The organism is Sporosarcina sp. BI001-red (genome assembly GCF_003384035.1).
Classification (GTDB): domain Bacteria; phylum Bacillota; class Bacilli; order Bacillales_A; family Planococcaceae; genus Sporosarcina.
In genome coordinates this window covers 297,844-312,794 of record NZ_QQAK01000011.1, presented here as the reverse complement: position 1 = coordinate 312,794, position 14,951 = coordinate 297,844, and the positions used below count along the sequence as shown (strand labels likewise).

The 14,951-nt window shown below is 43.3% G+C and carries 12 protein-coding genes and 1 pseudogene; 5 read left to right on the top strand and 8 right to left on the bottom strand.

Features of this window, described 5'->3' with window-relative positions; translation table 11 throughout:
- The first annotated feature begins 60 nt into the window (after positions 1-60).
- Complete coding sequence (locus DVB69_RS08640) at positions 61-765, top strand: CBS domain-containing protein (RefSeq protein ID WP_116018560.1); 705 nt, start codon at positions 61-63, stop codon at positions 763-765.
- A 202-nt stretch (positions 766-967) separates the two neighbouring features.
- Here DVB69_RS08640 and DVB69_RS08635 read toward each other — a convergent pair whose 3' ends face one another.
- Positions 968-2,299, bottom strand: a complete 1,332-nt coding sequence (locus DVB69_RS08635; protein WP_116018558.1) for a TrkH family potassium uptake protein — start codon at positions 2,297-2,299, stop codon at positions 968-970.
- Positions 2,300-2,445: 146 nt separating this feature from the next.
- Between DVB69_RS08635 and DVB69_RS08630 the strand changes: the two genes are divergently transcribed.
- Both DVB69_RS08630 and DVB69_RS08625 read left to right on the top strand, forming a co-directional pair.
- A complete protein-coding gene (locus DVB69_RS08630; RefSeq protein WP_116018556.1) occupies positions 2,446-3,195 on the top strand; it encodes an ABC transporter ATP-binding protein in 750 nt (249 codons plus the stop codon).
- Positions 3,192-3,950, top strand: coding sequence for an ABC transporter permease (locus DVB69_RS08625; protein WP_116018554.1), 759 nt, complete (start codon positions 3,192-3,194; stop codon positions 3,948-3,950). The genes DVB69_RS08630 and DVB69_RS08625 overlap by 4 nt, the downstream gene beginning before the upstream one ends.
- A 409-nt stretch (positions 3,951-4,359) precedes the next feature.
- On the opposite strand, the gene DVB69_RS08620 is transcribed toward DVB69_RS08625, so the two are convergent.
- The 4 genes and pseudogenes from DVB69_RS08620 to DVB69_RS08605 form a co-directional block, all read right to left on the bottom strand.
- A complete protein-coding gene (locus DVB69_RS08620; RefSeq protein WP_116018552.1) occupies positions 4,360-4,707 on the bottom strand; it encodes a carboxymuconolactone decarboxylase family protein in 348 nt (115 codons plus the stop codon).
- 71 nt (positions 4,708-4,778) lie between these two features.
- Positions 4,779-5,276, bottom strand: a complete 498-nt coding sequence (locus tag DVB69_RS08615; RefSeq protein WP_116018550.1) for a metallophosphoesterase family protein — start codon at positions 5,274-5,276, stop codon at positions 4,779-4,781.
- Between the two features lie 142 nt (positions 5,277-5,418).
- A pseudogene (locus tag DVB69_RS08610) lies at positions 5,419-5,625 on the bottom strand (DUF421 domain-containing protein); the annotation flags it as partial.
- A 215-nt stretch (positions 5,626-5,840) separates the two neighbouring features.
- Positions 5,841-6,794, bottom strand: coding sequence for an alpha/beta hydrolase (locus DVB69_RS08605; protein WP_116018548.1), 954 nt, complete (start codon positions 6,792-6,794; stop codon positions 5,841-5,843).
- Between the two features lie 76 nt (positions 6,795-6,870).
- Here DVB69_RS08605 and DVB69_RS08600 point away from each other — a divergent pair, with 76 nt between their 5' ends.
- Positions 6,871-7,509 carry a YIP1 family protein gene (locus DVB69_RS08600; protein WP_116018546.1) on the top strand — a complete coding sequence of 213 codons (639 nt, stop codon included), beginning with the start codon at positions 6,871-6,873 and terminating at the stop codon, positions 7,507-7,509.
- Between the two features lie 95 nt (positions 7,510-7,604).
- Here the strand turns inward: DVB69_RS08600 and guaC are convergent, their stop codons facing one another.
- A complete protein-coding gene (gene guaC, locus DVB69_RS08595; RefSeq protein ID WP_116018544.1) occupies positions 7,605-8,588 on the bottom strand; it encodes a GMP reductase in 984 nt (327 codons plus the stop codon).
- Between the two features lie 213 nt (positions 8,589-8,801).
- Between guaC and DVB69_RS08590 the strand changes: the two genes are divergently transcribed.
- Entirely contained in the window at positions 8,802-11,846 is a 3,045-nt protein-coding gene (locus DVB69_RS08590) for an efflux RND transporter permease subunit (RefSeq protein WP_116018542.1), read from the top strand.
- Positions 11,847-12,031: 185 nt separating this feature from the next.
- Here DVB69_RS08590 and DVB69_RS08585 read toward each other — a convergent pair whose 3' ends face one another.
- Together DVB69_RS08585 and ggt are read right to left on the bottom strand one after the other, a co-directional pair.
- The gene (locus tag DVB69_RS08585; protein WP_116018540.1) at positions 12,032-13,198 is read right to left on the bottom strand and encodes an oxalate decarboxylase family bicupin; all 1,167 of its coding nucleotides are present in this window, start codon (positions 13,196-13,198) and stop codon (positions 12,032-12,034) included.
- A 51-nt stretch (positions 13,199-13,249) separates the two neighbouring features.
- A complete protein-coding gene (gene ggt / locus DVB69_RS08580; protein WP_116018538.1) occupies positions 13,250-14,881 on the bottom strand; it encodes a gamma-glutamyltransferase in 1,632 nt (543 codons plus the stop codon).
- Positions 14,882-14,951: the final 70 nt, after the last annotated feature.

Sequence of the window (14,951 nt, the reverse complement as noted above, 5' to 3'; positions counted from 1 at the left end):
TTTTTTGTGCGATTGAATCGAACTTAATGGGTATACTTATTGTAAGGAGTTGATGAAGACATGTCTGCAAAAAATTCAGATCGATTTATTATTGCCTACAATCGTATTGAAAAAACGCTTTCTAAAAAAGTAGATGAGAGTGGTTTTCTGCCTTTTTATCGACTCATTGAAAAGGCGAAAATCAAAAACTCGGTAGTTCGTAATTATGAAGAAGACTTACGCGAGTATGGTGACTTGCGAAACGCTATTATTCACCATAGGACAGGGGTCGATTATGTTATTGCCGAACCTCATGATGATGTTGTAGAACGCATTGAATTGATTGAACGCAAAGTGAGTAATCCGCTCAATGTGGGTGCCCTGTTCGGTTGTAAGGTACATACACTACAAGCATCAGATCCGCTTACATCTGCCCTAGCGTTAATGCGTGATAATAAGTTTGGTCAGCTGCCAATTTACGAAAGTGGAAAATTCAAGGGGCTCATTACAGCTGCAGGGATTACTTATTGGCTAGCAGGCCAATCGACAGAAGACTCTATTTCCCGGGAAATACCGACACTGTCTGACGTCTACAACTATGAAAAACGTAAAGAATCGTTTGAATTTGTCAAAAGAGATCTATCTGTGTACGAAGCAGAAGAATATTTCAAGCGTGCAATCTCAAGAGGGACTCGTCTAGAAGCATTGTTGATAACGGAAAGTGCAGGGCATGACGAAGAGTTGATCGGGATTATTACGCCTTATGATTTATTGCAGATTGACTAGTTTTTCAAGGGAGTGTTTGATGGAACGGGGATTAGTGTGATGTGAATATGGGAAGTGCTCATAAATATGGATAAATGCTCATAAATGTTGAAAAGTGATCATAACCTATAGAGGTAACCATCCGCACAACCTGAAAGCACCGATGTCTATCATAATACCTCCATACATCTGCATAAGCAGGCGTATGGAGGTATCTTTTTTGTCATCCTGTATGGACGCGGTCGTATGAATACTTGAAAGACTCTTTCTTAGGACGAATCAGAAGGAAAAATAGTGTCAGCGGTCCGATTCTTCCTAAAAACATCACCGCACAAATAATCCACTCCCCGGCTGGACTCAAATCACCTGTAATTCCAACGGACAGTCCTACGGTACCGAATGCCGACATCGTCTCCATAAGCAAAGGAAGGAAAGGAAATGGTTCAGTGATAGTCAACAAAAAGAATGCTGTGAATACGAGCATGGAACTAACGGCTGCAATAGCTAGAGAACGGAAAATGATTTCTGATTTAATCGTTCTTTTGAATAGGTGTGGCTCCGTCCCCCCTCTAAAATACGCCAGCGTTGCGACTACGATGACGATGAATGTAGTTAGTTTAATTCCTGATGCTGTAGAAGCGCTCCCTCCGCCGATGAACATGAGCAACAATGTCAGTAAGAGAGAACTGTCCTCCATATCGCCGATAGGTACCATGTTGAAACCAGCTGTCCTCGGCGTAACAGCTTGAAAGTAAGAGGTCTGCGCTTTATCCACGAAAGACATGTTGCCAATCGTCTTCATGTTGTGATACTCCAGCACAAAGAATAAGAATGTGGCAATTAGGTTGACGGTTAGTGTCCCAGCAAGCATCATTTTCGTATGAAGTGACCATTTTTTAAGAGATCGCTTTACAACAACCTCCATGACGACCGTAAAACCAAGTCCACCGATGATGAAGAGTGAAGAGAGAATAAGTGTAACGGGTAGATTACCTGCAAAACTCATTAAATTGTCGGGAAACAAAGAGAACCCCGCGTTGTTAAAGGCTGAAACGACATGGAATAGACTGTAGTAGAGGCCTTGTTTCCAACCGAATTCCGGGACCCAGAAAAGTGATAATAAAATAAATGCGATTCCTTCTGTTATGAATACAAACACCAGAATGCTTTTTAGAAATTTAACGGTTCCCCCAATCGATTGTTGACTGAAGGACTCTTGAAGAAATATCCGGTTTTTCATACCCACTTTCCGTCCAAGCACAATAAGAATGGCGACAGCGAAAGCCATTAATCCAACGCCACCAACTTGAATGAGGGCAAGAAGCACAATTTCACCGAATAGCGTGAGCGTAGTAGCGACATCGAAAACGCTTAGTCCTGTTACGGTTGTCGCAGACGTTGCAGTAAATAGTGCGTTGGTCCAAGTAATAGGAACAGTTGTTGCAAAGGGGAGTTTTAGCAAAGCTGTACCGATAAGTATTGTAACTAAAAAACTGCTTGCTATAAGAACCGGTGGAGTGATCCGCCTTTTCTTACGGATGAACGATTTATGCATGGCAAGACCTCCCTGGGGAACAAGATATGGTATGGTTTGATTATTGATCGAAATGGAAAAATTACAATAGGTCAATGGGTGGAATAAATCGGAAATATTAAAGGTTGGAAAAATGATAAGATCTATACGATCGGAGGTTGTAGGATATGAATCAAGAAAATGGAGATATCGTATCTCCATCACCCGCCATTCGGCTAGATGGTGTGAGTTATCGTGCGAATCATACAGATATTATAAAAAAAGTGAGTGGACAGTTTCCAACGGGTAACATTACTGCATTGATCGGACCTTCGGGAGCGGGGAAAACGACATTGTTAAAGTTATGCAATGGCCTTATCAGTCCCGTACAAGGTGGCATTTACATAGAGGGGAAGCGTATTGAAGAACAATCCCCACTGTCAGTCAGAAGACATGTTGGAATCGTGCTGCAAAGTTCGCCAATGATACAAGGCACGGTGCAGGCTAATTTAGCCCTTCCATTACAGCTACGTGGAAAAACTTTGTCCGAAGAACAAGCAATCGCCACTATGGAACGTGTAGGACTTCCTACGTCTCTTCTCACAAGAGATGCTCGCGAACTATCAGGAGGGCAAAAGCAAAAAGTATCTATTGCCCGTACGTTATTAAATGAATCCAAAATCTTGTTGTTAGATGAAATTACAGCATCTCTTGATCCATCTTCCCTTCAAGAGATTGAAGACTTGATCGTCAAATTAAAGGACACTGAGAAGATTACAATCGTTTGGATCACTCATAATTTGGAACAGGCAAATCGAATAGGGGAGTATTTCTGGGTAATGGTGGATGGACAGTTGCGTGAAGTGGGCACCAAAGAAGAGATTTATGCATCAGAAGATGAAGACGTAAAGCGGTTTGTGAAAGGAGTGTTATCGTGAGTTGGATGACATTAAGTTTAACGTTACTATTTGTATTTATCCCTTTATTGTTATCAAAAACACTGAATCTTGGACTGGAACGAGATACGATGGTTGCGGCGCTTCGTTCAACTATTCAGCTCATAGCGGTGGGCTTCGTATTGAAGTTTGTGTTCGATTCAGAACATCCTATTTTTATCATCTTAATGGTACTGTTGATGATTGTCGCCGCTGTACAAAATGCTCGCCATAAAGGAAAAGCAATTAAAGGAATCACCTGGAAGTTATTTGTCACGTTTGTTGCGATTGAAGTGTTGACGCAAACTGTATTACTTGGATTACATATTGTTCCTGCAACTGCTCAATACATTATCTCATTAAGTGGTATGGTTATCGGAAATTCAATGGTTCTTGCGATTTTGTTTTTAAACCGTTTTACAGCAGAAGTGGAAGCACACCGTGATGAAAGCGAACTGATCCTATCCCTTGGTGGAACTCCAAAGCAGTCCATCAATCGTCAGTTACTGAAATCCATTCAGGCCAGCATGATCCCAACGATTGAAAGCCAGAAGACAATTGGACTCGTACAACTTCCTGGCATGATGAGTGGGCAGATCATCGCAGGGGCGGATCCTATCCAGGCGGTTCAATTTCAATTGCTCGTAGTGTTTTTATTACTGGCAACTGCAGCGATGACGAGTGTGTTGCTCGGCTTTTTATCCTATCGAAGTTTGTTTACGGAACGGATGCAGCTATTGAAGATAGACTTGGATTAAGCTTGAGCCAGTGATATCCCAACCGTTTCAATGACGTTTGGACACTGATAAACCTAGGAAAGTGATCATAAAACATGAAAAGCGCTCATAAACCCAGGAAAGTGATCATAAAGCATGAAAAGCGCTAATAAACCTAGGAAAGTGATCATAAAACATGAAAAGTGCTCATAAACCCAGGAAAGTGATCATAAAACATGAAAAGCGCTCATAAACCCAGGAAAGTGATAATAAAACATGAGAAGTGCTCATAAACCCAGGAAAGTGATCATAAAACATGAAAAGTGCTCATAAACCTGGGAAAGTGATCATAAAACATGAAAAGCGCTCATAAACCTAGGAAAGTGATCATAAATCCCAAAAAGCTACCTAGCCAACAACCGCAACGGTGTTCACTAGATAGCTTTTTCTGTCACTGTTGAAATTGTTGAAACATCTCACTCAAACAAGTAACCGTCCGACTCATCACGGCACCACTTCCTAATGCAGCGGCTATACTGCACGCTTCTAGCACTTCCTTTTCTGTGCAACCAGCGTCAACACAGCCCTTTGCGTGGAAGGACATACAGGTTTTATCGTCGGCATAGACGCTGAGAGCAAGTGCAATCAGCTGCTTCTGTTTGCTATCAAGAGCTCCCTCTGCAAAGCAACTTTCTGTAAAGGAGTGGAACCCGCTGCCGATGTCTGGTAATTGTTCAGTAAACTGTCCCATCCCTTCTTTATACCCTTTTAAAACGCTATCTGCTGAATACTCCTCCATTATTAAAGCGCCCTCCTGTTCAATTCACCAGTAGCATACGTATTTTAACGGTAATCATACTGTCCAGTACATTAAGACTTGTCTCGAAAGAGAATGAGTTCAGGACGAATTTCATCTCCAATTTCCAGTGTGATAAATGAATAGAACGGTAATTTACGCTTGTCCGTAGGGGAACCCGGATTCATGAGAAGCCTCCCTTTGAAATACTTAATAACTGGAATGTGTGAATGGCCGAAGACGATGACATCCACTTGCTCCTCGGCAAACGCTTCGACCGCACGCTGCTCGGTCGTTTTCTTGTCCCCATGACCGTGGACTAGTCCCATCCGTAGTCCTCCAATATTGATCAGCTGCTGTGCTGGAACAAGAGCACGCATCTCCTCTCCATCCACATTGCCATAGACACCTTTCACCTCTGCTAAACTAGAGAGTGTTTTAAACACTTCAGGAGAACACCAATCACCTGTGTGGATAATGAGGTCGGCATCGTTACATGCATTAAGCAACCGACTCGGTAATTTACTTCCTCTGCCTGGAATATGAGTGTCTCCCGTGATAATTACTTTCATTTGAATCCATCCTTTCCAGTTCAACTATTCTATATGTTGCGGAGGATCGTTGTTATGGCATCTATTCGCAACTTCTGTAAAAAGACTTTTGTCAGAAGAAGGATTCTGCGGCGAACTCATCATGCCGGAAGAGTCGGAAAGATAGTGTTAATACGAGCACGAGTCCTACTGTGAACGTCGACCAGATATTATGGCCGACAATCGGTTGGACGATTAGTGATCCTAATCCAATAACGATGACGGTTTGTGCGAGTGTCATTTGAGAAATTGATTTTCTTCCAGCTAGTCGCAATAGACATGTTCCGACAAGTACTACAAGAATTGATTTCCACAATAAGTGCCAGTCCATTACTTCACCTCGTTTTTAGAACAGTATGGGAAACGCGAACTGAAAGTATCCTTGGCCTGTAATTCTTTCATTTCTCGTAACGTACCCTGAAAGGCAGCGAAAGAAAACCGCGCTAGCTATCCATGAAACCTTTTGTTCATATTATCGTAATAGAAGGTATACGATATATGTTCACATGAAAAATCGCCCTCCTAATAAGGAGAGCGACCCAGTATTCAATCTAGAACTTTATCAAGGTACTGAGAAAGCTTTTCTTCATACTCGCCTGTGATATTGTCAAACGCTTTTGTATGTCCAGCGTCTGGAACTATCCATAACTCATTATCACCACTGGCTGCTTCGTACAATTCAGTCGCCATTTCGGTAGGAACCAAGTCATCTGCTTCGCCATGAATCAGAAGTAAAGGGACCTTATTTTTCTTTACTTGAGCTACAGCGGATGCTTCTTGTAGCGTGTACCCTGCACGTATCTTAGCGATTACACTCGTAACGTCAAGCAAAGGGAACGCGGGTAATCCATAAATCGATTTCAACTGGTGCGCCAATTCCTTTTTAACTGTGCTATAAGAACTGTCTGCGACAATTCCTTTCACTTGCTTGGGCAATTTTTCACCGCTCGTCATTAAAACAGTCGCAGCACCCATGGAATTTCCTTGCAAAATGATTTGTTCAGCGTCATGCTGTTGAATGAGATATTGAATCCAATCTTTGTAATCAAGGCGTTCGTGCCATCCGTAGCCAATATAATCGCCTTCACTATCTCCGTGTCCGCGTGCGTCAGGGAGCAGGACGTCAAAACCTTGATCGTAGTAAAACTTAGCATACTTCCCCATATCTTCTCCGGTATTGCGGAAACCGTGGGCAAGAATAACTGCTTGGTGTGCATCACTTTTATTGTTTTTGATAAACTGTGCTTTGAGTTTTAAGTTATCATAAGATTGCATGGTAATGGTGTTCTTAGGCTGTTCGGCATACCAGATTTTGGCTTCCTTTAGTAGCGCCTGATCCTCATCACTGGCGAGATCATTAACCGCTTCAGATTCACTATGCAATTTTACCTCAGTGCCGCGCTTAATTCCTTGGTTATAAAAGTAATTGCCAGCAAAAACGAGTGCAACAAGCAGTACGACAATGAGTGTACTGAGTGCAATTGCAATTTTTCTTTTCAAAAAATTCCACCCCCTAAAAATTAGTGTACCATCTTTTCTATCAAAGGGGAGTGACAAGTTCTAAGGAGGACTATTTATGAATTTAAAACCATTGCTCACGATTTGGAGCAGGCCGACTGAAACTTTACGGTACTTGAAGGACGAGACAACTACGGGTTATGCTATCCTTATCTTTGCCATAGCTGCACTTGCTTCGGGAGGATACCAAGCGGGAAGTTCAGGGTTACTGAGCAATTTACCGCTTGGTGCTCTCATTCCGCTGTTCATCTTATTCACATTTGTGGGTGCACTCATTTCATGGGTGATTGGTGCAGCAATCTACCACTGGATAGGAAAAGGGATGTTTGGGGGGACCGGTACATTTGCTGAAATGCTCCGCGTAGTCCCGGGCACGACGTTACCAACAATATGGCTGGCACCAGTCAATTACCTAGTAATTTTAGGTTATGGAAAATTAGCATTCCAAGCACCACCTGCAGAAGCGTTTGCGATTACGAATCTTCCAATTGGCGTATACTTAATCTCTATGCTTCTGACATTTGCAATCGGAATTTATAGTACAGTAATTTCATGTAAAGGAATCGGTCTAGTGCATGGATTCTCCGCATGGCGGGGTCTAGGTGTCTTTCTCGTTACGGTCGTCATCGCCGTTATCGTATCAGTCGTCCTATCATTAACGATCGGAATCATTATCATCTCGATCTTTTCTTTATAACCACAACAAAACCGGAATCCTCAATAAAGGGATTCCGGTTTTTGTACGCATTCAAGTGAATGACCTAAAGTCCAAATCAACACAGTAAATCGTAATTAATAAACTTTATCTCCATTAAAGATAGAGTTCTTCACAATTGCATAATCCACAGTACGGATCGCGTCCAGCTTTTTACCACCGGCATAAGAAATCGATGACTGCAAATCTTGTTCCATCTCCGTCAACGTATCTTGAAGAGGACCTTTGTACTCAACGAACATTTTCTTACCTTCAACGTTTTTCTTCTCGCCCTTTTGGAACTCTGAAGCGGAACCAAAGTATTCCTTGAACTGTTCGCCATCACGTTCTACTGTTTGACCAGGTGACTCTTCGTGACCTGCAAATAGTGAACCGATCATGACCATACTAGCACCAAAACGAACAGATTTCGCGATGTCACCGTGTGTACGGATTCCGCCATCTGCAATAATCGGCTTAGAAGCAGCTTTCGCACACCAGCGAAGTGCAGCAAGCTGCCAGCCGCCTGTACCGAAACCAGTCTTAATCTTAGTGATACAAACCTTACCAGGTCCAATCCCGACCTTTGTTGCGTCAGCACCAGCGTTCTCGAGTTCACGAACGGCTTCTGGTGTTCCAACGTTACCAGCGATAACGAAACTCTCAGGTAAGTGCTTCTTAATATGTTGAATCATACGAATCACTGCGTTTGAGTGACCGTGTGCAATGTCGATTGTAATATAATCTGGAATCAGTGAATCTTGAGCGAGCTGTTCAACAAACCCATACTCGTCTTCTTTAACACCAACGCTAATTGAAGCAATCAACCCACGGCCTTGCATATCACGGATGAAAGCTGGGCGTGATGCAGGGTCAAAACGGTGCATAATATAGAAGTAACCGCCTTCAGCAAGTTGAGTGGCAATTTTTTCATCGATAATTGTCTGCATATTGGCAGGAACGACAGGCAAGCGAAATGTGTGCTTTCCTAGTGTAACGGAAGTGTCACACTCAGAACGGCTGTCAACGATACATTTTGCGGGAATCAGTTGAATATCTTCATAGTCGAATACTACATCCATTATTGAACACTCCTAAAAGCGAATAATTTGTTTGGTACGATACGTAATTGTTCGTCCTTATGTAATGTACAAGATTCTTATGTCATTGTCAAACAATTATTAGTCTCTTATTAAGGTTTCCACAATTGAGATTGGTAGGTAGCTATGGCATGATGAAAGATAGAAGTGTTGCTTAAATGAAACCGCTATTAATCCAAGAAAGGAAGGACACCCATGGCCTATTTATTAAAACGGAGTAAATTATTTATCTTTCTTATCTTTATCCTTATGCTAGTTGGAGTTTATACATTTTTAACTCTGCCAAAACGTGAAATTCCTGAAACCCCTGTCGACCTTGTAATGGTTTCTTCCATTCTACCAGGTGCAGAACCAGGTGAAGTAGAAAGAATGGTAACGAATCCACTAGAGCGAGCAGTTAAGAAAGTGGACGGTATCGATACTATGAAGTCTGTCTCTGCAAATTCTGCATCGATCATTACATTGTCGTTAAAGGATGGGATCGACTCAGAACAGACGATTAGCAAACTACAGCAAGAAGTACAGCGATCGGCTAGTGAGTTACCAGAGAACGCACAAACGCCTGAAGTGAAAAAACTCGATCTCGCATTTCCACTCGTTTCTTACATGTTCACTGGAGACGATGCAGCACTTGCAGACTTAGAGACATCATTTGGAACGCTATCAGATGATATCCAGTCTATAGAAGGAGTAGCAGGAACAACCGTCAAAGGATTCACAGAAAAACAACTGATGATTACGCTCGATCCTGAGAAATTAGCCGAGAATCGATTGCAACCGTTTGATGTACTCAGTGTGTTGCAACAAGCGAATCAGCCACTATCACTAGGAACACATGATGACGGTAAAGAACGTGTTGTTCTGACAGTGAAGCAAGATGAGGGAATTGAAAAACTAAAACAATTACAAATCGGAGATGCTGCTGTTCCATTGACTAAAGTAGCCGATATTGGAGAAGTGGCAAAAGAAGCGAAGGATATTGTTACATATGACGGACAATCTGCAATTTCTTATACGATTTTCCTTCAGCCAGGGCAAGACATCCCTTCGATGGATAAAAGCATTTCAAAGAAGATGGATCGCTATATTGAAGAACTTCCTAAAGTAGTAACAGCTCACACATATGAATCGCAAGCAGACAATGTGAACTCCATATTCAATAGCTTGTATGTGTCACTACTCATTGCAGTCATTGCGGTACTAGTTGTAACAACAGCTGGGCTGACATTATTCGGTTCTTTTGCAGTTGCATTGACCGTACTTGCTTCTGTCCTCGTTGGCCTTATTCCAATTCCGTACATGGGAGTCGATTTGAACCAGATATCGGTCATCGGGCTCATAATCGCAATCGGGATTCTAGTAGATGATAGTATCGTCGTGAATGACAACATTCAGCGACGCTATAAGCTAGGGGATTCACCCTTGGATGGTGCCGTTAATGGTGTCAAAGAAGTCTATACGTCCATTATTTCTTCCAGTTTAGCGATAGTCGTAACGTTTTCACCGTTACTTTTACTATCCGGTGGCAATGGTGCATTTATCAAAGCACTCCCGAGTATCTTAATCACCACAATTATTGCATCGACTGTGTTATCGGTCACGCTTGTTCCGATGCTTCAATTCATCAAAACGAAACGACGCAATAAAAAGATCTCAGATACGCCGGGATTCTTAGGAAAGCCATTGGAGAGAATCGCCGTATTCTATTCTGAAAAAGTGTTGCGCACCGTGTTGAAGCGACCGTTACTCGTCGGAATCGGTGGTCTAGTTATCGCGACTGGATTGCTATTCCTAGCACTTCTAACACCGTTTGAGTTCTTCCCAGCTGCTGATAAGGAAGAAGTGACGATGAATGTCCGACTTCCAGCAGGAACGACGATTGACGAAACGAATAACGAGATCCAAAAGATCATTGACGACGTTTCAGAGGAAGATAAAAACGTAAAAGAAACAGCTATCTTCTCAGGTAGCGGATTACCTAATCTGTTTGCTTCTTCTATGGATAATACGGGTGGAAATACCGGGCAAGCCGTATTCCGTATCAAAAAAGAAAACACGAGCGCTTCTGAATTCATCGACAAGTGGGAACCGGAATTACGGAAACGCTATGGTGATGCGGAAATCTTCCTGGATACAATTGTCCAAGGGCCGCCTGTCGGAGCGCCGGTCACCGTAACGATTAAGGGCGAGGATATCGACCAGCTCGCTCAGCTACGTAACGATTTGAGAGCTCGTTTGCTTGAAAATGGCGCCGACATCGTGACGGATAATTTAGGAGAACCAGTTCCAGCAGTCCAGTACGTGCCGAATCGTCAAGCACTGGAGGAGAACGGGATTTCGTTGAACTTAGTAACGAATCAGTTACAGTTACTGACGCAAGGTATTCCCTTATTCAAGTTGTATGAAGGCGACATTTCAAAGCAGGTCGTGTTAAAGGAAAAAGGAGTGAATGAAGGGGAACCGGTAGATCTCTCAGGAAGTGTCGTACCATCCATGATGACTCAAGGTCCGCCAAAACTCGTTTCATTGGATGAATTGCTTACTTCAGAGAAAGCATCGTTACTCGCACAAGTGCCTCATGAAAAGGGGGAGCGAGCAATTACGTTAAAAGCGTATGGCGATGCGGATGGATTTAAAGATGACATGTTAGATGCTGCTGAGGTAGAAAAGAAAAGCTTACCTGAAGGCTATACGATTTCAACGGGTGGAGAGAATTCAGATCAGCAGGCATTCTTTGCGGAGATCGGCATTCTATTCCTAGTCGTCTTGTTACTCGTATACTTGGTCATTGCGTTCCAATTCAAGTCGTTCAGTCTACCGTTCCTCGTATTGTTTGCCGTGTATCTTGGTATTTCGGGAGCGATACTTGGATTGTTCATCACACAAACGCCCCTTAGCTTCCTCGGTGTCATGGGAATTGTTTCATTGACCGGTATTGTCGTGCGGAATGCGGTAGTGCTAATTGACTTTGTGGAGGCACGCCGTCTTCTAGGCAATATGGATGTCATCGAAGCTATTGTAGAATCGGGCTACGCGCGTATTAAACCCATCATTTTGACCTCCCTGACATCGATTGTGGCACTGATTCCAGTTGCTGTATCGGGTGATCCGTTGTTTGAAGCACTTGCAATTACGATCATCGCAGGGCTTGCGTTCTCGAGTTTGTTTACACTGGTGATGATTCCATCATTGTATCTTGTGTACTACAAACTGATTGGACATAAAGCAGAGCGTGTATAAGTGAACCCACAGCTTTCGAGCTGTGGGTTTTAATATTGGGAGATGGATTTATCACGTGCTCACATGGTTGGTTTTAGGCAGTGAAGTTTTATTGCAAACTTTTAAGATGGCGAGGCGATGCAAGGCGTGGTTTGTGGAACGATAAAAAAATCCGGAGGGACTTAGCCCGCCGAATTCCATTCTGTTTATTTATATTTTACATTCGGTCGTTTGTCATTGTGCAATGCATTCTTCATGAATTCATCACTAAGCGGCAAGTGTTCTTTCAAAAGATGTGGTGGTGTCTGAGACATCCATTGATTGAGAGATACATCTGCAAAGTGATCACTCCGGAACATTTCCAGGAATCGTAACGGAGTATTTCCCGTATTTTGAACATAGTGTCCCATTGCAAATGGGACATAACCCACGTCGCCTGCCTGGAAATCATACGTACGTGCTTTTCCACCAGACGCGAATACAGTCATGCGACCTTGACCTTCAAGGTAATATTGCCACTCGGATTCGTTAGGATGCCAATGCATTTCTCGAATGCCACCAGGTTCGACTTCAACTAAAGCGGCCGCAATAGTTTTAGACACCTTAAAGTTATTGGAATCTACAACCCATGCTTTTCCACCGCTCGTTTCTACGGGCTCGACATCCGTCAATTTAAAACTGTAAGGGAATTCGACGAATTCGTTCGGATCCTCTGGAAGGTCTTCTGCGATAGGGCCTGGTACAGCCCCCTGATACATATAAACTTCGCCATCGGGAATTTTGTCAAATTCTTCTTCAGATACTCCGAAATTTGCAGCCAGCACATCTTTTGGAGTGCTGGAAAACCAATCGGTTATGGAGAATGTACTATTCTCTGAAAAACTTCCGTTGTCAAACGCAAGGACGAATTCAGCACCTTCACTGAGCCCCTTAATGGAATGCGGGATGCCTGAAGGGAAATACCATAGGTCTCCCGCCCCCACATCATCTACAAATTCACGTCCATCGGGGGAAATCGCTGTAATTCGCGCCTTTCCTTTGATCATATAAGACCATTCAGCCTCTTTGTGCCAGTGAAGTTCCCGTACACCTCCAGGTTCAAGGTGCATATTAACACCCGCGATTGTTTCAGCAGCTGGCATTTCACGAATGGTTACCTCTCGTGACCACCCGCCGTGCTCGACACGCATGTGAGAGTGAGCAAAAGGGAACTTCAAGTTAGGCATCGTTCCACTGTCCGTGTCAGGTGGCACGATAATGTCAGGGTTTTGACGATCAATTTCAGGATTAGTGGCGCCCCAAATGTGGCCACCACGATCATTTTTAATTGGTTGAGGATTAGTTTGTGTTGTGTTATCAGTATTTGTGTTCATCATAAAATCTCCTTTCGAATTTTAGAAACCTAGTAGAATGGTTATCTCCTATTAGTTACCAATTGCAAGTCCACCAGCACGAGGATCGGCACCAGCTTCGATCCGGTCCGGCCAAATACGGATTGCTTGGGCATGTCCCATTAGATCACTAAAGTTTTCAATCATGGTCACGTTAACGTGTCCCAGATCACGTAGCTTATCCGCAATCTTTTCATCATATCGTCCTTCTAGTCGCAATCCTCTAAGGTTTTCACCCCAGGTCCTACCTAGTAACCAGCGTGGCGCGTCAATTGCTTCTTGAACGGAGTATCCTTGGTTTAAAAGTCGCATGATGATTAAAGCTTGTGTCTGTGGTTCTCCATCTCCACCCATAGCTCCAACAATAATTTCTGGTTTGTCTTCATGGAAGACCATGGAACAGGTTAGCGTATGAGCTGGGCGTTTGTGCGGCTCTAATTTGTTGCGCGCCTTAGCGTCAAGTGAGAAGTAGCTACCTCTGTTCTGTAACAACATTCCAGTTCCTTCTGCAACAACGCCTGAACCCCATTCCCAGTACAGGCTCTGGATGACACCGACTGCATTACCTTCATCATCTACTGCGCAACTAAAGGTAGTATCACCTTTATTGGCGTAGCCGTTTTCGGGTGGCCCTAATGCTGGATCATGCATCTTTTTCACACGTTCTTTGAAGTACTCTTTACTTAAGAGTACGTCTGTTGGAACCTTATTGAAGTTAGGGTCATCAAGGAATGCATCACGATCCATGAACGAAAATGCAGTCGCGCGCGTGAATGCGTCGATGAACTTTTCCTCATGGCCTTTCATACTTGTAATATCCAGATGATCCATCATGCCAAGAATCTGGAGGGTCACCATACCAGCGGAGTTTGGAGGGGGAGCGATAACTGTTCGATCACCATATTGGACTTCAACGGGATCTTCCCAAGTTGCTTGATGGCGTGAAAAGTCATCTTTTTTCAGCAAACCTCCATGTTGTTGTAGGAATTCGGTCACCTTATCGGCAATATCACCTTTGTAAAAAGCATTCGTTCCGTGTTCTGCAATTTGTTCAAGTGTTTTCCCTAAGTCAGGGTTCTTCATCGTATCGCCTTTCATATAGGGGGCAACGCCTTGTTTAAGAAAGACTTTTGCGGTGGATGGATAAGTACGAAGTAAGGTTAATGCCACTTCGGAAAACTTTGCTAGGGATCTACCTACTGGAAAACCTTCATAGGCGTATTCAATCGCCGGCTCCAGACATTCTTTCATGGTCAGTTTTCCAAAACGTTCATGAGCGGCAATCCATCCACTTACAGCTCCGGGTACTGTCGTTACAGCTTTAGGGCCGCGGATGTCCATGCCTTCTTCTTTGTCGAACTTGTCCATTGTCACGTCTTCTCCTGAATGGCCTGTAGCATTCAGGGAATACCTTTTACCGGTTTTTGCATCATAGATGAGCCAGAACGAATCTCCTCCTGCACCAGTCATATGAGGAAATACCACGCCGAGTACTGAGTTTGCAGTTACCATAGCATCAATTGCGTTTCCCCCTTTGTTGAGGATACGATTGGCTGCCATCGAGGCGAGTTTGTTAGGGGTGGCAACAGCATTTTTCTTAGCCATGAAAGAGCTGCCGTACCGAGGATCGATATCTTCTCCTATTCTGTTCGATTCATAATTCATAGTGTCACCTTCCTTTTTTTATTTTTCCTAGTAAATTGGTTCTACTAATGTGCATACCCAGTTAATTTCC

Bases quoted from the DNA above. Each gene is read 5' to 3' on its own strand.
- DVB69_RS08615 (WP_116018550.1), bottom strand. From the start codon at position 5,276: ATGAAAGTAATTATCACGGGAGACACTCATATTCCAGGCAGAGGAAGT.
- DVB69_RS08600 (WP_116018546.1), top strand. From the start codon at position 6,871: ATGAATTTAAAACCATTGCTCACGATTTGGAGCAGGCCGACTGAAACT.
- DVB69_RS08635 (WP_116018558.1), bottom strand. From the start codon at position 2,299: ATGCATAAATCGTTCATCCGTAAGAAAAGGCGGATCACTCCACCGGTT.
- DVB69_RS08590 (WP_116018542.1), top strand. From the start codon at position 8,802: ATGGCCTATTTATTAAAACGGAGTAAATTATTTATCTTTCTTATCTTT.
- DVB69_RS08585 (WP_116018540.1), bottom strand. From the start codon at position 13,198: ATGAACACAAATACTGATAACACAACACAAACTAATCCTCAACCAATT.
- DVB69_RS08620 (WP_116018552.1), bottom strand. From the start codon at position 4,707: ATGGAGGAGTATTCAGCAGATAGCGTTTTAAAAGGGTATAAAGAAGGG.
- guaC (WP_116018544.1), bottom strand. From the start codon at position 8,588: ATGGATGTAGTATTCGACTATGAAGATATTCAACTGATTCCCGCAAAA.
- ggt (WP_116018538.1), bottom strand. From the start codon at position 14,881: ATGAATTATGAATCGAACAGAATAGGAGAAGATATCGATCCTCGGTAC.
- DVB69_RS08640 (WP_116018560.1), top strand. From the start codon at position 61: ATGTCTGCAAAAAATTCAGATCGATTTATTATTGCCTACAATCGTATT.
- DVB69_RS08630 (WP_116018556.1), top strand. From the start codon at position 2,446: ATGAATCAAGAAAATGGAGATATCGTATCTCCATCACCCGCCATTCGG.